Source organism: Paenibacillus sp. FSL M8-0228 (genome assembly GCF_038007385.1).
Classification (GTDB): domain Bacteria; phylum Bacillota; class Bacilli; order Paenibacillales; family Paenibacillaceae; genus Paenibacillus; species Paenibacillus polymyxa_D.
The window spans coordinates 1,828,840-1,849,461 of sequence record NZ_JBBOXA010000001.1 but is presented as its reverse complement, the minus strand read 5'-3'; the positions used below and the strand labels follow the sequence as shown (position 1 = coordinate 1,849,461).

The window sequence follows — 20,622 nt, the reverse complement described above, 5'->3', positions numbered from 1 at the left end:
GCTGTTGTCGGTGTCTCTTGTTGTGCCAGGCACGCTGGGCGTGCTTGTTAGCCGGAATCAGGCCGCCACTCCCCCTATTACCGAAGCCGATTTTTGCCGCAGGCTAAGTCTGTTGGGCAGGCGCTCTGATCTTAGCGTAATGGCGTTTACCGTCGAAGGAGTTTCACCTGAAGATCACTCCATACGAGGTTATGTTTATCGTAACGGAGTATGGACATCCGGCCGCTTTCCGTTGCCGGATATTGTGTATAACCGCTGTCTCCATGTCCACGAGAGCCAGAATGTCAGGCGCACACTGGAAGACATGGCGGAGCAAAATTCGCGCAAGCTCATCTACTGGTCGCGTAACTTACCTGGCAAATGGCAGGTGTATCGCGCTTTGCATGCGGTAGATAAAGTACGTCCTTTTGTGCCGCCTACGGCGCCTTACCGGGACACGGCCCAGCTTGTGGAATGGCTAGGACGCCATTCGGAGCTGTTTATGAAGCCACAGACCGGAACACATGGCAAGAGCACACTGTATCTCCGGCTGGCAGAAGGAGGCCAGGGACTACTTGTACAGGGTAGAGACTCCCGTAACCGTCCGTTCCGGCGTTTGTTTCCCGAATTGGATGCAGGATTGTCATGGATCCACGGAATTGCACACAAACGCGCTTATATCGTGCAGCCTTATTTGAAATTAACAAGCCAAGGCAATCATCCCTTTGATGTTCGCGCACTCATGCAAAAGGATGGCAACGGCCATTGGCGCCTGACGGGCTTTGCTGTAAGAGAAGGCAGAAAAGGAACTCTGACTTCTAATCTGCACGGTGGTGGCGAAGCCCATCCGGCTGAGCCATACCTTCGTGAACAATTTGGCGCGGACACCACGCGTCTCATCATCGGGCAGATGAGGGCGCTGTCCTCGACCATTACCAGGGCGCTTGAGGAACGTTATGGCCGCCTTGGCGAGTTGGGAATTGATTACGGTATTGACCAGAGCGGGAACATCTGGCTATTGGAGGTTAATTCCCGACCTGGTCGGGCCGCCTTTTTTCAGACCCGTCAGCCGGAGTGCGCTTTCCAGTCGGTCAACCGCCCGCTCGAATATGCTCGATATTTAATGACCCATTCCAAAGCGACAGGGCCAAAGGGCGCGGGCGCCTCCCTTGAACATACGGTATAGGAGGATAAACAGATGAGTTTAACGCATTGCAATGTGCATTTCTCACAGCAGCCCGACAAGGTGGCGTATATATCCACTGCCTTGTTGAAAAGCCTTAAATTATCCGGAGCCAAGTCCGTTCGTCTGCGGCTCGGTAAGGATCAGATTCCCGCTACAGTAAAACCAATTCAGAAGGCGGGACGCCATCTATACTTGACCTCCGGCTTACGTAATGCAATCCGTGTTCCCAAAAGCGGGGCCATCTATTTGCGGAATCTGGATGGTGATATACAGCTAGGGCCGTTGATTGGCGTGCTGTCTGACGGTACCACCTCCACCACTCGCCCTTTCGGATCGCGCACAGGCTTTATTAAGCAACTGCTGAGGGAAGGCAGCAAAAAATCTTATATTTTTGCCTTCACCCCTCGGGATATCAACTGGCAAAATGATACGATTAACGGCTATTTTCTGTCATCCAGCGGGGAATTCACACGTAAACTTGTACCTTTGCCGGACGTGATCTATAACCGTTTGCCGAGCCGTCGCTCTGATTTTTCCCCGGCGATCAATCAACTACGCGAACGCTTTTCCCGCAAACGAATTCCCTTTTTTAACTGGAGCTTTTTCAATAAGTCCGATATCTATAATCTGCTGGAGAATAACCCAGATGTTAACCGCTATGTCCCTGAATCATATATGAATCCCAGCTCTGAACGTATCCGAGGTATGCTGGAGCGACATCAATTTGCTTATTACAAGCCAAGTGGAGGCAGTCTCGGTAAAGGAATCTATCGTCTGTCCCATGTTCCCAAGCAAGGATATTATGTGAGGTACCGTAAGAAAAGTAGCAATGTATTGCTAAAATTCGCCTCTTTTAATTCCATGCTCAGGATGCTTCACTCCAATCAGGGACAGATGTTAAAGGGTTATGTCATTCAACAGGGTATCCAGCTGATCGAGATTGACAATTGCCCGATTGATTTCCGGTTTCACATGCATAAAAATGGAAATAATCAGTGGGTCGTCGTCGGCATTGGAGCCAAAAAAGCCGGACGTGGCAGTGTCACAACCCATATCAAAAATGGCGGTTCTCTTATGACACCTGAACAGGCGTTGAACCGGGTATTCGGAGACCGGGCGGGTGAAGTGCTTCAACGTGCCAAGAACGTAGCAGTTACACTCGCTGAAGCCATTGAACACCATCACCAGCATCTATTGGGTGAAATCGGTTTTGATCTGGGCATTGATCAGGATGAAAAGGTATGGATGTTTGAAGCCAACTCCAAGCCAGGCCGATCCATTTTTCAGCATCCATCGTTGCGTGCGGAGGGTAAAGCATCCGTGGAGCATATTTTGGACCACTGTCTTTACCTCAGTAAATTCCGCAGAAAAGAGGAACTATGAATACCCGGGCGGAGCATAAGCCAGTCGTTGCTGTATTGACAGTGCACGACGAAGGGCAATTTTTCAAGGGCAATCAGCGCAATTTCAGGGATATTCTTGAAACGGGAACACGGATGGGATATCAGGTGTACATTGTTACCGTCAGGGACCTGAAACTGGCAGATGAGACGATTAAGGGCTATGTCTTCAACAAGAGCTTACAGACGTGGGAGGAACAGGATTTCCCACCTCCACAGGTCATTTATAATCGCATCCCCAACCGTAATTATGAACTTAAAACCTCTGTGCGCACAAAGTTGGATGAAATTTCACATGCCTCGGGCATTGAGCTGTACAATCCAGGCTTTTTTAACAAATGGGAACTGTTCAAGTGGTTGCGCACCTCAGAAACGACTCGTCAGCTTGTTCCGGCAACCAAACGGTTAAGCAACCTGTCTTCCTTAGGAAAAATGCTGTCTACGTATCCATACCTGTATCTCAAGCCGGAAAACGGTAAGGCCGGAAAGGGGATTATGATTCTTAAATTCCTCCCAGACCATCTAATGGCTTACAGACTGACCATTCAGCATGACAAAAAAAGTGTAACCTACAGATCTGTATCGCTATCCCGGCTGTGGGGACGTATCCGACGGGAAGCAGGCAACTCACCTTATATCATTCAACAGGGTATCGATCTGGCAACCCATCAGAAAAAACCCTTCGACCTGCGTATCCTGGTACAAAAAAATATCCGTGGCTCCTGGAGTATCACCGGAGTCGGTGCCAGACTGGCCGGTAAGGGGAGCATTACCACACATGTCCCGCGTGGCGGGAGTGTAGAGGACCCTTTCAAGCTACTGTCCTCACTGTTTGGGCCTGAGGACAGCACGGATCTACTGAACAAAGTTAAAAGTACGGCCATACAGATTGCACGTCAAATTGAACGCGCATCCGGTCTTTCTCATGGCGAAATGTCCATGGATCTGGGCGTGGATACGCTCGGAACCCTCTGGTTTTTTGAGGCCAATGCCAAACCAATGAAATTTGACGAGCCGGAAATCCGCCAAAAGTCGCTTAGACGCATATTCCAGTACAGCTCCTTTTTGGCCGGACGAATGAAATCATGATCAAGGAAGTGGAATCATGCCGCAAATTAGCGATGTTCAACATTTGCCTGCCCGGAGCTGGCTGCTGAGACGACGACAGTTGCTGTTTTTGGCCCGCAGCTCAGGGGGCATGCGCATTACTCGTAATGCTCTGCGGCAGTTGGCCGTTTTAACGCCCGAGCAATTGAACACCCCTGGCTCCTCCCTCCTGTGTGCATTTGTGCGCACGGAGAAGGGGCTGCGGATTGCCGGATTTTCCCTCGCTCTGAATTACGGGGAGGATGCTTGCATCGTAATTGTTCGTCCGCTTTACCGGGGCCGCAGACTGGGCGCTAGACTGCTGTCCGCCCAGCTCAAACAGCTGCGCCGTCTGACGTGCAGCGTAGCCGCCGACAATATGTCCAGTCTCAAAACCTGTTTCCGCGCTGGGCTTGTTGCGCATGAAATGACGACTGGACCAACCGGGAAACCCACGCTGATATTTCACGGAGAGTTATCCCAAGATAAGCAGACGGCAGAGGAAGGTGGAATGCTGTGCCAAAACCTGTCCTAGGCATCATGACTTTGTATTTGAACAACAAGAAGCAATTAGAGGAACGCGACATATATGAGCGCATGATTGCAGAAGGGAAACGGCTGGGACTGGATATGTATGTATTCACTCCTGCGGATGTCCATAAGGATCGCAGGCTGCTCCTTGCCCAAATCTATGATCCACACAGCGGAAAATGGAGCCGAAAGTGGCGAGAGTTCCCAGACATGATTTTCGACCGTTGTCGGGTACAGCGCAGTGAGCGATATCGTCAGTTGAAGCAGTTCCGATTGCAATACACAGACCTTGTATATTTAAACCGACCCCTGAGTAACAAATGGGTCATTCATCAGCAGCTTGCGAGAAGGTCTGCCTTTCGCCCCCATTTGCCTGCAACAGAGCTGTTCAGTGGATTTCATAGTGTCAAACGGATGCTCAAACAGAATTCACTAGTGTACCTCAAACCGATTAACGGTACGGGAGGCCGAGGTATTTTACGTATTGAACCTGTTAACAAGCAAGGAGGCCTGTATCTGATTGAGGGCCGCAATCGCAAACGCCATATCATTCCCCAGCAGCGGGTACGTCTAGACCGTCTGGAGCCGCGTCTGAGCAGCTGGAACATGGATAACTACATTGTTCAGGAAGGCATTCCTGTGCAGTTGCCGAATGGCAGAGTCCATGATTACCGTATGCTGGTACAGAAAAATGGCCAAGGAGTATGGGAGCTAACCGGATGCGCCGGGCGCATCGGGGCGCATCGGAGTGTCACTTCCAACCTGCATGGTGGAGGCAAGGCAGTACCGATGAGCCAATTGCTAACGCAATGGATTCGTGATGAAAGCCATAGAGAGAAAATCATCAAGCAAGGGGAAAAACTCGGACTGGACATCGCTGCGTATCTGGAAGAAAGCTACGGGGCATTGTGTGAGCTTGCACTCGATTTGGCAATTAATAAGCACGGTCATATATATGTGCTGGAAGTCAACCCGAAGCCAGCCCGCGAGGTCTTTTCGCGTATTGGTGAAAAAGAAACCTATCGCCGCTCCATCGCCAAGCCCATGGAATATGCCTTGTGGGTCTACCACACACAAATTAATCCAAAGCCTCAGGCTGACCACAAAGCAGAAGATAAAACAGAAGATAAAGCAGAAAATAAGACAGAGAATAAGACAGAGAATAAGACAAAGGAAGGCTCCGCGTAAAGTGGCTGCCTTCCTTTCTTTTTTTCATCTGTCCGACAGTAACAGCATGTTTAATTATATGGTGCGTCGAGCCTATTTATAACCAATAACCTGTGTTTCACAGTTACTCAGCGTTTTTATAAAGTGTAAGCAGTTGCGTAAAGTCTGTAATAATCGCATCGGACCCCTTCAACTCATCGTCCACACCAAATCCCGCATAAGCGCAACCGATCACCGTCTGTCCGTTCTTTTTGCCTGCTTCCACATCTGAGGAACGATCTCCTACCATCCATACGTTCGAAATATCGTGCTTGCTCAATAGAATTTCCAGCAAATTCACTTTGGAAAGCGTGCTGTACTCCCCAGCGCTGTACAGTCCTTCAAAAATGGGAACCATTTCATACGCAGCAGCGATCCCCTTTACATAGTCCTCCAGACCGTTACTAGCTACGAACAATCGGACACCTTGCTCATGAAGGGCCTGGAGTGTTTCTTTTACTTGTGGATACAGGGCATGACTTCCGCTCTTCAATCCCTCCAGTTCCAGCTGAAGCAGCAGCTCGTCCGCTCTTCTATGGGCCGCTTCGCTGGCTTCCGGCATCACTCTTCTCCAGATTTCATCCAGCAGCATGCCCAAACTATTCAAAATAAGCTCCTCGGGAGGAGTCTCTCCTTCATAAAGCCCTTCGGCGCGCAGCGTATCAAACAGCTTGTGGTACGCAGGAAGCAATAGCGTCTCCGTCTGAAAAAGTGTACCGTCCATATCAAATACCATAGCCTCAGGTTTCTTCAACACAGGTGCATTGTTCATGTAGTTATCAGTCATTCCTTTCCTATGTAGGTTTACAACTCTAACCCCTCTCATGATAAGCAATAAGAGAGGTCCGTGTAAACCTCATTGCGCATACCGCTAACTCTTATATTTTTTTAAAACAGTCCTGAAACAATGCAAACCACCCCACATATCCGTGTGTAAGGCACCCCTTGGAAGGTTGAGATCCACACCATTCCAATACGAAAATCCCGCCTGCTCTATCCATTGCTCCATCGCTGATAGATCCACTGTAGGGTAATCAAACGTCAGCAGAAGCATTCCGTCATCGCGTATGGTCCGGTGAAATTCATGTAAGGCTGCCAAAGACTCCTCAGGTGTTAAATGTTCCAGCACTGAAATACATACAATTTTGTCAAAACTGGCATCCTCATAAGGCAGAGCTGTCAGATTGGCATGTGCGGAGTGGAGCCGAACCGGTAAAATCTCCTGAATGCGCTCGGCAGCCTCCTCTCCGATATCCCGCCGCACCTCGGCCAAAATGGCATCCACGGAAACGATCCGTATATCCAGATCGCAAGCATAGACCTGAGCGCAACGGCGGGCCAACTCAAATTTGAATGGATGTGGAATTCCACACGCTGCATCCAGCACCGAATCTTGACCGGACATAAATTGAAGACACCACTCATACTCATAGGGGCGACTCCACCAGCTTTGGGGGAGTCTGTAAATCATGCTGGAGGAGTTGGGGTCAGAATATACAAAAAAGCGAGACAGATACGGGTCAGACATGTTCATGGATGCTGCCTCCTTTTGGAGAGATTTAAATTACTCTTGCAACACAGCACAGTTCATGACCCCGTTTCTCGCCTTGAAGTTTGGCCAACAATCCCATTTGCTCCGTAAAGGCAAGATCACCGTACAAAGGATGGGCTTGCAGCAAGGCATCCAAACCAGAGGGAAGCTGGCGGGTAAACATAGCCACCGAACGCAATCCGGACTTTTCCAGTAAGAGCGCCAGCGTATGCTCAGAATAATGATATAAATGATCTTCCTCGGTAAATAAAGGTGAATAAACACCATAAGCCTCATTGGTGAACGAGTTTTTGTTGGGCACTGTAATATATAACGTCCCGTCAGGTTGAAGCTGTTCGCGTAAATCCGTCAAAAATGCAACAGGGTCCGCAATATGCTCCAGCACATGCCAGCATGCTACGGCCTCGTATTTGTGATCCAGTGGTAATTCAGTATCTTCTTCTACTTCTTGTATTTCTTGTGCTTCATTCAATTCCTGCATATCACATGCTTCATCGGTTTGAGTATCTTCTTCGGTTTCACCGTTCCAGTAACCCGGCAATAAATCCACGTCATATTTGTGTTTGGCGTAAGCACGCGAGTCTATGGAAGGTTCAGTACCCACTGCATCCCAGCCGGCTTGAAGGGCAGCATGGATAAATTCTCCGGTACCTGATCCAATCTCAAGCAATTTTCCTTTACCGGAGCTGAACATATCCAGTAGCATGAGTCCAAAAAGGGCATGATCCCCATAAGTTGACGCTGCTGCACTATCCCGCATAGCAACCCAATCGGCATTATAAATCTCTGCAATCATATCCTCCGGCTGTATATGATCCACATCATTACGAAAAACCAAGCCACAGGAGCCGCACCCCATCAAGGTAAAGCGTTCATAGTTATGAAATACTCCCGTGTCAGACGAACCACACAGTTTGCATTTACTATAAAATACGTTCTTTGTTTCACTTTTAATTTGTAGACCGGAATTATTCATAACCTGGACACTTGAAATCTCGGCAACATCCATGGCGTTCACATCATGGGTAGCTTCATACTCTGGTGTAGTTTCTTTTTCTCCATTTATGTTGTCCTGATCTACCCAAAGCGTGAGTCGGGGGTTCGGGTCCAAAATAGATTCATATTGCTCTTTCCAGCCATAACGAGCACTTGGATCAAGCAACTGATATCGCTGAAATTTGGCCATGCGAATAGCAGGTGTACACCATCCCCAATGCTGGATGCGGTAGTTGCTGATTTCACTGGGAAGGTCAAGCACATTTTCCGGAAATCTCCCACAGTGCAAGGACTGCTCCTTCCATTTATAAGAGAACCCTTCCTTATATCGAATTAAAAAAGGACGGTAATATTGATGAGCCTGCCAATAATCATCATCGCGGTAATGCGTGGAATTCCACATATCAAACAACCTGAAACAAATCGTATCCGCTTTCGTTCCCGCTAACAAAGAATGTACCCCTTGAGCAAAACGAGATTCGAACATTTCGTCAGCATCCATATTTAATATCCATTCCGGAAAAGAAGCCAACGTCTCTCTCCACTGTTGCTTACGTAGTTCCAATTCATTGCTAAAAGAAGCTGTTTCATTGCGTATTAAACGTAATGGGATTCCCTTTAGGATCTCACGGCACAACTCTCCGCTATCATCCTGACTGCCATCATCAATAATGACCGCTTCATCAATATATTCTCGATGACTCCGCAGCACGTCAATGAGCTTGCGATCTGCCTCATTGTATACCGTCATGGTCAGCGTCAATTTGGGTTTGGAGACAGGCGGCGTATGAAGTTCACTTTGTCGTGGACCAGGGAACGTTTGTGGTATAACAAAAGAATCTGCCGTGTACTTGGCAAAGACAGCTGACTCACGGAGGTCATACGGTATAACAGGAGGTTCAGGGAACTTAGATGGACTTGATGATGCAGAAGGATTGAAGGCAGGAGAGTTAGTAGAAGTATCGGAGTGATTTAGATATGCTAAATGTTCTGATTGGTCCGTATGAACAGCGCTCGTTGTAAAATAATTTAGGGTGAATAGTAGCTGCTCTGCCTTCATTCTGTCCGCTTCCCGGTACAGATGCATCGCCGGATAGTGTGTATCCACAAAAAGTGGAAATCCAAATGCAGCTGCCCGAATACAGAAATGTCGATCTTCTCCCCAATAGGAAACGTTTTTGATTTTACCAAAGTGAATCCCTGCTTCCAGTGCACGTCTGCGGATTAGGGTGCAAGCGCCTAGACCCCCCACTTCGTACAAACCAGGAACATGCATTTGGTGTATGAAATGCAACTCGCGTTGCGCTCGCTCCTCTGCCGACAGCACTTCCCCTTCTTCACGATGGAACAAATTATATTCATCACTAACCCACACCTGAGGCAATAGAGGCCCCTCCGGCTGCCAGCGTGTCCAGAAAATCTCAGATACAATATCCTTCTCCGCCTCTACCAGTTTACATAAGGTACGGGAATGGAGAATCAGGTCTGAGTCGACTAAAAACAGCGCGTCATAATTATGCTGAAGTGCATAATCAATAAGACGATTTTTGAAGTCGGCCACTTTCCAGACGAGGGCTGGCGGCCAATAATGAGTGTGCTCATCACTTCGGTTCTCCACTTGCTGTGGACCTGTTAACAAGGGCAAAACCCTGCCCGGCAGCCGATTGGAAAAATCGGCAAGCCATTGGCTTGAAGTCGGATTGTCATTATCATCGACAAATAAATAATCGGGCAGCACATCAGGTGCCTCCAGTCGCTCTAAAGCTTGAAGAAATAAAGACAATATTTCCGGTTTCTGGTGCACCGGGCTACCGATTAGTATACGCATGATTCAACGCCTCCATCAGGCAGAAGCCTCATAACCGTTCCCCCTCCATATCCTAAGGCATACCATAATTGCAACCGAGCGATATGGGAGTGAGCGTAGTATGAATGGACTTGCACCTGGAAATATCAATGAAAACGACATCCATACAAAAATACAATCTTACCATCCAAACAACTACTCTTTTTCAGTTTTCTACCCGTTTTCTAACTACATTTAGCCATCAAATTTATTTCCCGGTCGCTTGATAATATCGAATTTCGCACAATCTCCTCCCCCTCATATCAGACTTTGATTTTCTAATTTATTAGAGCAAGATTGAATTTATGATCATCGCACATCCTCTAAACGATCCATAGGAATTACTACATAATGAGCAAGCTATCCTAATAAAATGGAGATTATACCAAGTTTTTTGGGAGGGACAAAGAGCATGGTAACTGTCAGCTTATGTATGATTGTCAAAAATGAAGAAGAAGCCCTTCATACCTGTCTGAAATCAGTCCATGACCTGGTAGATGAAATCATTATCGTAGATACTGGTTCCACTGACAGTACCCAAGAGGTCGCTGCATCGTTCAATGCTCGGGTATACCATTTTGAATGGTGCGATGATTTCTCTGCAGCCCGCAATTATGCGTTTAATCAGGCAACGCAAGAATATCAATTTTGGCTGGACGCTGATGACATACTGGAAGAAAAAGACCGAATATCATTTCTCAACTGGAAGAAACAAGCCACCCTCTCCTATGACAGCATTACGATGGATTATGTGCTGTCTGTAGATGAACAAGGACAGCCGTTGTATAAGCTCAAAAGAAACCGAATTGTGCGGCGTGATCGAAGATTCAGATGGATCGGCTTTGTGCACGAATTCCTGCATGTGACTGGCAGCACCTTTCACAGTAATATAGCGGTGACTCATAAAAAGACACGTGCCTACACTAATCGTAATTTGCATATATATCTCAAGCATCGGGAGCAAGGCACTGCATTTTCTGAGCGAGATCACTACTACTTCGCGAATGAACTATATGATAACGGACGCATACTAGAAGCCATCCAGCAGTACGAGCACTATCTGGGACTCGATCAAGGATGGATTGAGGATCGGATTGCTGCTTGCTTTAAGCTAGCGGATTGCTACGCCCACCAGGGTCAAAAACAGGAGCAGCGTATGGCTCTGCTTCGCACACTTAACCTTGATGTACCACGCGCCCAGTTCTGCTGTGTCTTTGGCAATTTGTTGATTGAAGACGAACAGTATACTCAAGCCATTTACTGGTTTCACCAGGCAACGTTGATAGAGCCTCCACAAGATGTGATGGCCCTAACCAATTCGTCGTACTATACCTGGTTTCCACACTTGCAATTATGCCTGTGTTACGACCGAATCGGTGACATCGAAAAGGCAAAATCGCATCATCGCATAGCTCAGTTGCACCACCCTACTCATCCAAGTGTTTTATATAACGAGAAGTATTTCGCACAACTGAAGCAATAGGGATGAGAAAGACGCGCCGGGGAAAGGTCGTTCAATGTAGCCGACCTTAGTCATCATGCCGATATGTGCTCGGCACGATACCCGGCGGACAGCCTGCAATTTTTCGGGGCTTTTATTTTTACCCCCTCTTATATATAAATGCCCATTGCTGCTCCTCGGGAAGGACCATTTCATTAGCTTAGATTACTTCAAAAGAAAAAAAGTCTCCTGCAAGCTTAAGCTCACCAAGAGACCTCGTATATCATTTTATCAGAACACTTTCTTCCGGTCTCTTTCCCCCTTCAAAATTTCCACTGACTCACGGAAACGGAGCGAATGGATTATTTCACGTTCACGTAGAAACTTCAGACTATCTTGCAAATCCACATCGTCTGTCAGATCAATCAGCCACTGATATGTAGCTCGTGCCTTTTCCTCTGCCGCTATGTCCTCATATAGATCGGCAATAGGATCGCCTTTGGCTTGAATATAAGCCGCTGTAAAAGGAACTCCGGCAGCGTTTTGATAATATAGCGCATGGTCGTGTGCCGCATAATATTCACCCAGACCGGCAGCCTTCATTTGCTCTACGCTCGCATCCTTGGTCAGCTTATAAATCATAGTCGCAATCATCTCGAGATGCGCAAATTCCTCCGTGCCTATGTCGTTCAGTACACCAATCACCTTATCGGGAATCGTATATCGCTGATTCAGATAGCGCAATGCCGCTGCCAGCTCGCCATCCGCTCCACCATACTGCTCCATAAGCAGTTTGGCCATATGAGGATCACATTTGCTGACACGTACGGGATATTGCAGTTTCTTCTCATATACCCACATTCATGTCCCCTCCTTTATAAAAGGTTGTTAAAAGGTTGTACCTGCCTAGACCTGCCACGGCCAAGGGGATTGACTCCACTCCCAAGGATACTTGGAATAGGCACGACCAAAATTTTGTAAAGGCCCATATAGCATCTGATACTCGTTAGCAATCGCCGTTCTTTCCTGCGTCAGCTTATTGAACTGCTCGATGGCCTGTAAATCATCTGGGTGCGTATTCAGATACAAATTCAGCTCCACCAACACAAAATCCACCGCTTGGAGCTTCTCCAGCAACGCATAAAACTGGGCATCCCCCGGCTTGGTTTGGGACGTGCAGCCTTGGGTCGGGTTTCCGGCTTGACTATAGCCCTGAGTTTGGTTCTGATACTGGTTCTGGTATGGATACGGATTTGAATAAGGGCTTTGATATGGATTCGGCTGTTGCTGTCCACTCTCATGCTGATTTTGCTGCTGGAATTGGAATGGGGACTGACCCTGATTTGGATTCTCCATTCTATTCGCCTCCCCCCTGGTTTCTTCTAGGCTCATAAGGGCTGTAAAGCAAAGGCCATAGCGTTCCCTTCGTCAGCGCCTCATCTGGACTGAATTGCGGTAGACCAGGGGGCTGAAATTGCACAAACAAGTTTGGCGGAAGCACATAAGTCTTGCACAGAACGGGCGGACACGGATCGAACGGGCCGACAAACGGGGCATACTCACCTTGCTGTGGAAATTTCACGGGCCGGGACCTCCTTTGGTTGATCCATCTGCTTTACTATTCAACATATGCCGCATCGCCCAAGTCTCGAACAAAAAATCACAGATAAAAATAATTGTTCAAAAAAAATAACTATAAAACTGTTTCTAATCAAAAAGAACCTTTAAAACCACGGTAACGTGGATCTAAAGGTTCTTGCTTCAGCACACTATAATAACTTACATACCTGAACTGATCTTACCTATCTCTGTGGATCAGGACTCAATCGGTAGAAAGCTCATCTTCAATCACAGGCTCAGGCTTGCGGTGAATCTTCACTCTCATTATGCGAAGCCTTGTTGCTTCCTCCACCTCGAAGGTAAGGTTATAAAACTCAATTTTCTTCCCTTTCACCGGAATGCCTTCCAATTCCTTGAACAGCCATCCTCCGATGGAATCCACCTCGTCGTCTTCAATGTTTACTCCAGTCAAATCATTGACATCCTCAATGAGCATACGACCGTCCACAGAGATGAAGTTCTCCTTGATTTCCACGCTTGGGCGTTCATCCTCAAACTCATCATAGAGATCCCCGACGATTTCCTCCAAAATTTCCTCCGCTGTCAGCAACCCGGCCGTTCCGCCGTATTCATCTACCACGAGAGTCATTTGGGAATGTTTTTTCTGCATAAGGCGTAGCACGTGACTCACTTCCATAGACTCCGGCACATTCAAAATAGGACGTACCACCGAAGCCAGATCCAGTTGTTCCCCCTGCTCAGCTAGCAGAAGATCCGTGATATGGACAAAACCGATAATCTGGTCTTTATCCTCAACCGCTACCGGGTAGCGGGAATGCTTGGTCTCGCTGATAATCTTGAGATTTTCCTTAAACGACAAATTCGTATACAAACAATCCATATCTGTACGCGGCAGCATGATTTCACGTGCAAGCAAGTCGGAAAAATCAAAAATATTATCCATCAGCTTAATTTCGTCCTTATCAATCACACCGCTTTTGGCGCTCTGATTCATCAATATACGAATCTCTTCCTCCGAATGAGCCGCTTCGGCTTCACTCGCCGGCTGAATCCCGAATGCACGCAACAGCAAGTTTGCCGCAGCATTCAATACCCAGATCACAGGTAGAAAGACCTTATAAAAAAGCAGCAAAGGCGCCGATAAAAACAACGCCACACCTTCAGTCTTCTGAATCGCTAAAGACTTGGGAGCCAATTCCCCCAATACAATATGCAAAAAGGTAATTACGCAAAATCCGACGACAACGGATATCGTTGTAATCAGGGTGCCGTCAGTTACACCGAGTTTGTGCATGAGTGGCTCTATCAGGTAGCCGGATATTGCTGGCTCTCCAATCCAACCCAAACCCAATGAAGCCAGCGTAATGCCCAATTGGGTGGCGGACAGATAAGCATCCAACCTTTGGTTCACCTTCAGCGCATAGCCTGCCAGGCGATGACCCTCGCTTTGGAGCTGCGTCAATCGGGATTGGCGCATTTTGACCAACGAAAATTCTGCGGCCACAAATACACCATTTAGAAAGACAAGCAGCAGTACCAAGAGGAGATTCACAGCTAGCAATCCCCAATGAAACTCGGTATGACCATCCAATACGAACTCCCCATTTCTATAGTTGTAATGCTTTTCTTGATTTAAAGTCTATTCCTTTGTAGTACATATCCGCTACGAGCAGGTTCGGTCCACAACAGGCAGCGGCATCACAATGACAGTTCACAGTCTGATTCAGCGGATGCTCATTCAGCCATTCACCAAAAATATCGTCCAGACCGTCTTCCTGAATGTTGCCAAAAGCCGGAATGTCTGCAAAATCCGTCACATACACGCTACCCGTGAACATATTCACATTCACACGGTTTCTTCCGTCTGGATCATTACGCACCGTAATATTCGGTTCCTGACGCAAGCGGCGAAGCAGTTTGCGGTCTTCTTCCCGGTCCGAACAAGCAAAGAACGGTAATGTGCCAAACAACATCCACATGTCCTGATTACGTACATCCAGCAGCTTATGGATAGAGTTCCGCATGTCGTCGAGTGAAAGCACAGGCAAAGCAGAGGCAAAATTTGACGCATACATTGGATGAACCTCATGCCGTCGGCATCCCATTTCGTTGATCAACTGATGAATGCCCTCCAGCTTCGTGTGTGTCCGATAATTAATCATGGATTCAGCTGAAATGAACATTCCCATTTCACTTAATCTGCAGGCATTCTCGATCATTTTTTCATACAGGCGAACAGCACCCGCACGTGGGGTCGGCCGGCCTGTATTTGCAAAACCCACTTCATAAAAATCGTCCGCATTCAAATAGTTAAACGAAATATGCATCACATCTAGATAAGGAAGCATCTTCTCATATCTGCGAATATCTAACGTCAGATTGGAGTTGATTTGCGAGCGAATACCGCGCTCTTTGGCGTATTTCAACAGTGGAACGATCACTTCATCCACTGTTTTATCGAGCAAAGCAGGTTCCCCGCCTGTAATACTGATGGTCTCCAGATGCTCGACTTCATCCAGACGCTTCAGCATTAGGTCTAACGGAAGGAAAGGGGCCTCCTTCATAACCAGCATGTCGCCAACAGCGCAATGCTCACAGCGCATATTACACAGATGCGTTACGGTCATTTCCACACTCGTAAGCAAATGACGACCATGTGTACGCAATGAGACAATCGGGTCCCACGGATCATAGGTTGGCGATATTTGGGGTAGCGTGTTATTTTGTAGAACTGTCATTATGTTTTCACCTTATTTCTGTTATTAACCTCAAAAGACGTATAATTATCATATCATGATGTGTAAAGTGTCTGCATGCTTTCTTCCACATCATCTGCTAATCTACGTGTACTCCTCCGAAAGGGGCCACAGTAGCACCCAATGTATTTGTAATCATAACCGAGAGGGATATGGACAAATCCACATCATAAGGTGCTTTCACTTCCTGCCCATCCCGGTCCCTTACAATGCGAATGACGGGTCTTTGCGGGATTTTGGAATGTATACGCACCACGACCCCCTCTTCCCCCGTGTTGAGCACCACAGAGAGTCCCAAGGGGTAAATAGCCACACAGTCACGAAAGGCTTCTAGCATTCGCTGCTCATATAACGTTCCTGCCCCGGCGTACAGCACTTCCATCGCCTCATAAGGCAACAAAGCCTGCTTATATATCCGACTTGCTGTCATTGCGTCGTACGAGTCTGCCAGGCCGATCCATTTCGCATATTCGTGGATCTGGTCCTTTTTCCAACCGTGTGGGTATCCGCTGCCGTCAATACGCTCATGATGCTGTAATGCACAATGAGCCGACAACAAGGGAATTCCAGGTTCGTCTTTAAGCAGCTTGTAGCCGATCACCGTGTGTGTTTTCATATGCTCATATTCCTCGTCGGTCAATTTGCCCGGCTTATAGAGTACTTGAGGTGAAATTTTCATTTTACCGATATCGTGCAGTAGTGAACCTATTCCCAACTCCATCAGCTGATTGTTATCGTAGCCGTTGGAAATTCCCAGTACAAGTGAATATAGACATACGTTCAAAGAATGATGATACAAATCCTGATCTGCGGCCCCAATATCCATCAACATAATGACGGCGTCCTGCCGGCCTCCAATATCGTCCAGAATAGATTCCATCACCTTATAAAATGACTTGCCAAAATATTTGTGCTTATGATCTACGGAGTAGGATGACAACCCTTGAAATTGCTTTTTGATTTCCTGTAGCGCCGCCGCCCTTGTCTGTTCATGGATCATCTCAGGAATGACGATATCTTCTGTCACAGCATCCTCAATGTATACATATCCAATACCGACTTGGCCTAGACGTTCAATCAATCGCGAAGTAAGCTCAACACCTTCCGAGAGCAGCACCATTCCATTTTCATTGTATATTTTTTTGCCCAGCTTCATGCCGGCTCTCAATAATGTAACAGGTACCAGTCGCAGCTTAATCCTCTCCCGATTGTTTTGATACCTGAAGCCACCTAGCTGCAAAACATTCTTCCATCGCGCCCGGACGCTTCAACTCCATTTCAATCAAATCCCGTAAAAATTCTGGAAGCATAAATCGGAGATCTGTTCCGTTCGCAAGCACCTCATAACCTGCTTTGAAAGTGAACATATCCAACGTGCCCACTGTGTATTCCTCATGCTCTTCCAGAGGTTGACCTGCTACACGAATGTCCGTTACTTTTTCATAAGGAGCACGGCCAGGGTCATACTGAATAGCCAAGCCTTCCACACACATCGTACCAAGCACTTTGCCTCTGAAGCCAAAGCCCGTCATAGGCTTGTCCGCAAATTCAGGCAGCAAAGACTGCTCCAGCGCCAACCGAATATCGCTCCCCCGCAACTTCATAACACAGGCATTAATCGGTGAAGGGCATAAGGAATGCAGGATTCCTTTACTGATATCCCCTTGAGGTAATGGGCCGAGCAGTTGTCCCGCATTGACGAGGGCAATTTCTGTTCCTGTAAAATGGGACACTGATTGTGCCAGCATATTCCCGAAAGGGGATTCCTGATCATATGCGATCTCCAGTTTCCGATCCGTCACAGCAACCGTGCTCTCCATGGCGCGCTCTGCTTGTCTGCGATGCACCACAATGGCCGATGCCACTTTTTCGTCCAGTATTGTCAGATCCACAGGAACTACACCGCCTGACGTGACTCGAAACGGTTCGAGGCTATTGTTACGACTTAGCGTCACTTCACCCAGCAGCGTTCCGAACTTACCCGCCCCACATAAAGCTGTTTTCCCGATCCAAAGCGGTTCCTCCAGCACGTGATGGGTGTGACCTCCAAGGATAACGTCAATCTCAGGAAATTGCGACGCTAACTTTTTATCGGAAGGTAGACCCAGGTGCGACATCACGACCAAAACATCAACCTGCTTTCTCAGTGCCGCGATCTGCTTCCCCAGCACATCAAACGGATTGAGCACATCCCAGCCCAGCAATTGATAATACTCTACAAAAGGAGCCGTCACACCGAGTAAACCGACCTTGATTCCTGCTTTGTCTACGATAAGGGATTCCTTCATCCACGCAGGACTCATCCCTGTGGCACACTCAGTCATATTGCCACATATGACCGGACAATGAATGCCCGCATATGCCTGTTCAATCATATCCGGGGTAAAAGTCAGTCCCTCATTGTTACCGATCGTAATGGCATCATATCCTGTTAGATTCATCACATCCACATTTGCCCCACCTAGCGTTCCTTCCGTTTCGGGGGCCATCCGGTCCATGTGGTCTCCTATGTCAAGCACAAGTAGCGCATCCCCTAATGCAGCTCTTCGTTCATTAATCATCGCGGCTATCGAAGGCATACTGCCAAAATGACTATGGATATCATTGGTATGCAAAATGGTCAACGTTTGCCGAGTCGTCATCTCCATAACCGCCCTCCTCTATATTTTATATATCGACTTTGGAGCTTCTAATGTTTAAGCATATCATGTTATTTAGCAATATGGTACATATGGGTAGACATAGTCCTTAAGCTTCGCTGTAGTCTCTGGGCAATCTCATATTACAAACATAGTGAAAAGTATTGTCGTTATCTACTGTAGGTATCTGATAGGAATCGGGTTCCTGGGACCTATTTTACAGCTTGGAATAATAGTAAATTAGTCGTTGTCATCCCATATAATTCTTGATATATTAAGTTTGTTTCGTATTTTCGACAAATTTACGACAATAAGGAGGTTAGCGCATGAGAGTACACGTTACCGATGCCAAGCCAGGAGATCGCCTCAAATCCGATACATACAATGGGCACGGTGTGCCTGTCATGGTTCAGGGCACCGAGCTACAGCATGACGATATTTCCAAGCTCATTATGCACGGTGTCGATTATATCGACATTGATGCCGGTTCTGCGAGCATTCCGGTTGACTTTGCCCCCGATGTTCCAGCTTCGCCCGAGTCCCTCAAACGTGCCGTTCCTCTCATGGAGCAGACGATCAGTGGCTTTGAAAGCATGTTTCTCGAAGCTTCCTCAACTGGCAAATTTGATGAATATCGAGTTGATGAGCTGTTCGGCCCTCTCGTTTCAGAGCTGGCTCGTCAAAAAGATGTCGTATCTCTGCTGTTAATTATGGAACGGGGAGATCACTATACCTATAATCATTCTCTCCAAGTAGGCGTACTGTCATATTACATTGCCACATGGCTTGGATATACGGAAGAAGAAGCATATGCCGCCGGTAAAGCTGGATATTTACATGATATAGGCAAGTCCATGATACCCGATGAAATTTTGAACAAACCAGATAAACTGACACCTGAAGAATTTCATGAAATGAAGAAACATTCGCTATATGGCTATGATATTATTCGCAATTCAACCAGCGATGAGATTTCTGCAATTGTCGCCTTACAGCATCATGAGCGTGAAGATGGAAGTGGATATCCCCATGGTCTGTTCAAGGAAGAAATTCATCCTTTTGCCAGCATAACAGCTATTGCCGACGTGTATAGCGCGATGATTTCCAATCGTGTGTATCAGACGAAGCAGGAGCTACTCACCGTATTACGCGAGCTGCACAGCATGAGTTTTGGACATCTAAACCCAGAAGCTACCCAAGTGTTCATCAGACACATGCTTCCTAATTTCATTAATAAGCAGGTTCTGTTGACTACAGGTCAGACAGGAACGATCATTCTGAACAATCCTGCTGATTACTTCAGACCCTTAGTAAGAATTAACGATGATGAATATGTAGATTTGTCTAGGGAACGCCATGTATCCATTGATGAAATTTATTTGGAATCCTGATCCGCTACTGCCTCCCGGCGTTACTTCGGTGGAACGAAATGTTTTGCCGAAACACAGACTACGCGAATAAAAAGAGACTGTCCTTGATTCGTAGGTTCTTCTACGAAGGACAGCCTCTTTTTAAGTTACGGATATTAACCTTGTTACTATCTTTATTTATGGTTTAATCCTAAGTGGTAAGATCGTGTAGCCCTGGACTATGTTCATTAGGCAATTCGGGCATATACGGAAGAGGAAAACCCTCAGGAGGATCTATTACACTCAAATCCCCACCGTTTCTACTTGGAGTTTGCCCATTGAATATTTCCCCAATACGGGTAGAATCCAATCGAAAATTAAACTGCGCATTGTGAAAGCCCATCTCAACATACTTCCGGCATTCTGGATACTTGTTAATATCGTAATTTGGAACCGGGAACAATTTTCCCCAATCAACTCCAAGTGTCTCTAATGCTTTGGCAAACGCGTTTTGATGAGCATTATCCCTCACAATCAAAAAAGCCAACGTTTCCCGGAATGTTTTGTTCGAGCTCATTTCGTAAATTCGGGATTTTTGCAGAACCCCTGTAGATTCGAGTACGAGATTATCAAGCAAATCACTAACCAGATTCCCGTGGGAATAAACATAACTACCTAGCCAAGGATTCCCACTTGCATCAACAGGTAAGGAACTTTGGGCTCCCATAATAAAATGATGAGGATTTGCGTGTTTTATCGCCTCATCTAAAGGAGCATGATCCATTCCCGCATCGCCGGCTTGGTCTGCGCCTGAGCCAGTCAGAAGTTGATTTATAGTATGTTGGACCAGTTCAACATGACTAAGCTCCTCTAGAAAAACTCCTCGTATCAAATCCCTGTACTGCACAGCATTACCACGAAAATTATTACTTTGAAAGAAAAACTGCATCATAGTACGCATTTCTCCGAATCGACCACCTAACACTTCTTGAATCACTTTAGCAGCAGCGGGATCGGGCTTATCGGGTACTATTAAGTTAATTAAATCTTCTTTATAAAAATACAATTCAAATC

General features: G+C 46.9%; 18 protein-coding genes. 7 read left to right on the top strand and 11 right to left on the bottom strand.

The window, feature by feature from the left end; translation table 11 throughout:
• The first annotated feature begins 10 nt into the window (after positions 1 to 10).
• Genes MKY98_RS08640 through MKY98_RS08620 form a run of 5 tightly spaced genes read left to right on the top strand, consistent with a single transcriptional unit; the run spans position 11 to position 5,370 of the window.
• On the top strand, positions 11 to 1,165 hold the full coding sequence (locus MKY98_RS08640; protein WP_069011205.1) for a YheC/YheD family endospore coat-associated protein: 1,155 nt from the start codon (positions 11 to 13) through the stop codon (positions 1,163 to 1,165).
• A 12-nt stretch (positions 1,166 to 1,177) separates the two neighbouring features.
• Complete coding sequence (locus MKY98_RS08635; protein WP_029516605.1) at positions 1,178 to 2,548, top strand: YheC/YheD family endospore coat-associated protein; 1,371 nt, start codon at positions 1,178 to 1,180, stop codon at positions 2,546 to 2,548.
• A complete protein-coding gene (locus MKY98_RS08630; protein WP_069011206.1) occupies positions 2,545 to 3,654 on the top strand; it encodes a YheC/YheD family endospore coat-associated protein in 1,110 nt (369 codons plus the stop codon). Before MKY98_RS08635 ends, MKY98_RS08630 begins: the two co-directional genes overlap by 4 nt.
• A gap of 16 nt (positions 3,655 to 3,670) precedes the next feature.
• Positions 3,671 to 4,186 (top strand): GNAT family N-acetyltransferase, encoded by a 516-nt coding sequence (locus MKY98_RS08625; RefSeq protein WP_069011207.1) that lies wholly within the window; start codon positions 3,671 to 3,673, stop codon positions 4,184 to 4,186.
• Positions 4,168 to 5,370 (top strand): YheC/YheD family endospore coat-associated protein, encoded by a 1,203-nt coding sequence (locus MKY98_RS08620; protein ID WP_165145276.1) that lies wholly within the window; start codon positions 4,168 to 4,170, stop codon positions 5,368 to 5,370. Before MKY98_RS08625 ends, MKY98_RS08620 begins: the two co-directional genes overlap by 19 nt.
• A 103-nt stretch (positions 5,371 to 5,473) precedes the next feature.
• Here MKY98_RS08620 and MKY98_RS08615 read toward each other — a convergent pair whose 3' ends face one another.
• The 3 genes from MKY98_RS08615 to MKY98_RS08605 form a co-directional block, all read right to left on the bottom strand.
• Positions 5,474 to 6,175, bottom strand: a complete 702-nt coding sequence (locus MKY98_RS08615) for an HAD family hydrolase (RefSeq protein WP_081317560.1) — start codon at positions 6,173 to 6,175, stop codon at positions 5,474 to 5,476.
• A gap of 84 nt (positions 6,176 to 6,259) precedes the next feature.
• Positions 6,260 to 6,922 (bottom strand): class I SAM-dependent methyltransferase, encoded by a 663-nt coding sequence (locus MKY98_RS08610; RefSeq protein WP_069011210.1) that lies wholly within the window; start codon positions 6,920 to 6,922, stop codon positions 6,260 to 6,262.
• A 25-nt stretch (positions 6,923 to 6,947) separates the two neighbouring features.
• Positions 6,948 to 9,764, bottom strand: a complete 2,817-nt coding sequence (locus tag MKY98_RS08605) for a bifunctional glycosyltransferase/class I SAM-dependent methyltransferase (protein WP_069011211.1) — start codon at positions 9,762 to 9,764, stop codon at positions 6,948 to 6,950.
• A gap of 430 nt (positions 9,765 to 10,194) precedes the next feature.
• Here MKY98_RS08605 and MKY98_RS08600 point away from each other — a divergent pair, with 430 nt between their 5' ends.
• Entirely contained in the window at positions 10,195 to 11,265 is a 1,071-nt protein-coding gene (locus tag MKY98_RS08600; protein WP_069011212.1) for a glycosyltransferase family 2 protein, read from the top strand.
• A 249-nt stretch (positions 11,266 to 11,514) separates the two neighbouring features.
• On the opposite strand, the gene MKY98_RS08595 is transcribed toward MKY98_RS08600, so the two are convergent.
• The 7 genes from MKY98_RS08595 to MKY98_RS08565 form a co-directional block, all read right to left on the bottom strand.
• Positions 11,515 to 12,084 (bottom strand): manganese catalase family protein, encoded by a 570-nt coding sequence (locus tag MKY98_RS08595; RefSeq protein ID WP_029516597.1) that lies wholly within the window; start codon positions 12,082 to 12,084, stop codon positions 11,515 to 11,517.
• Positions 12,085 to 12,129: 45 nt separating this feature from the next.
• Entirely contained in the window at positions 12,130 to 12,579 is a 450-nt protein-coding gene (locus tag MKY98_RS08590; protein ID WP_081317561.1) for a spore coat protein CotJB, read from the bottom strand.
• A gap of 1 nt (position 12,580) precedes the next feature.
• Entirely contained in the window at positions 12,581 to 12,805 is a 225-nt protein-coding gene (locus MKY98_RS08585; protein ID WP_029516595.1) for a spore coat associated protein CotJA, read from the bottom strand.
• 240 nt (positions 12,806 to 13,045) lie between these two features.
• Entirely contained in the window at positions 13,046 to 14,395 is a 1,350-nt protein-coding gene (locus MKY98_RS08580; RefSeq protein WP_029516594.1) for a hemolysin family protein, read from the bottom strand.
• Between the two features lie 16 nt (positions 14,396 to 14,411).
• Entirely contained in the window at positions 14,412 to 15,542 is a 1,131-nt protein-coding gene (yfkAB, locus tag MKY98_RS08575; RefSeq protein ID WP_069011213.1) for a radical SAM/CxCxxxxC motif protein YfkAB, read from the bottom strand.
• Between the two features lie 97 nt (positions 15,543 to 15,639).
• On the bottom strand, positions 15,640 to 16,800 hold the full coding sequence (locus tag MKY98_RS08570; RefSeq protein WP_069011214.1) for an HD-GYP domain-containing protein: 1,161 nt from the start codon (positions 16,798 to 16,800) through the stop codon (positions 15,640 to 15,642).
• Positions 16,754 to 18,208 carry a bifunctional metallophosphatase/5'-nucleotidase gene (locus tag MKY98_RS08565; RefSeq protein WP_069011215.1) on the bottom strand — a complete coding sequence of 485 codons (1,455 nt, stop codon included), beginning with the start codon at positions 18,206 to 18,208 and terminating at the stop codon, positions 16,754 to 16,756. Before MKY98_RS08565 ends, MKY98_RS08570 begins: the two co-directional genes overlap by 47 nt.
• Positions 18,209 to 18,525: 317 nt before the next feature.
• Between MKY98_RS08565 and MKY98_RS08560 the strand changes: the two genes are divergently transcribed.
• Positions 18,526 to 19,590 (top strand): HD-GYP domain-containing protein, encoded by a 1,065-nt coding sequence (locus tag MKY98_RS08560; protein WP_029516590.1) that lies wholly within the window; start codon positions 18,526 to 18,528, stop codon positions 19,588 to 19,590.
• 169 nt (positions 19,591 to 19,759) lie between these two features.
• Here MKY98_RS08560 and MKY98_RS08555 read toward each other — a convergent pair whose 3' ends face one another.
• Complete coding sequence (locus MKY98_RS08555) at positions 19,760 to 20,614, bottom strand: manganese catalase family protein (RefSeq protein ID WP_029516589.1); 855 nt, start codon at positions 20,612 to 20,614, stop codon at positions 19,760 to 19,762.
• Positions 20,615 to 20,622 lie beyond the last annotated feature (8 nt).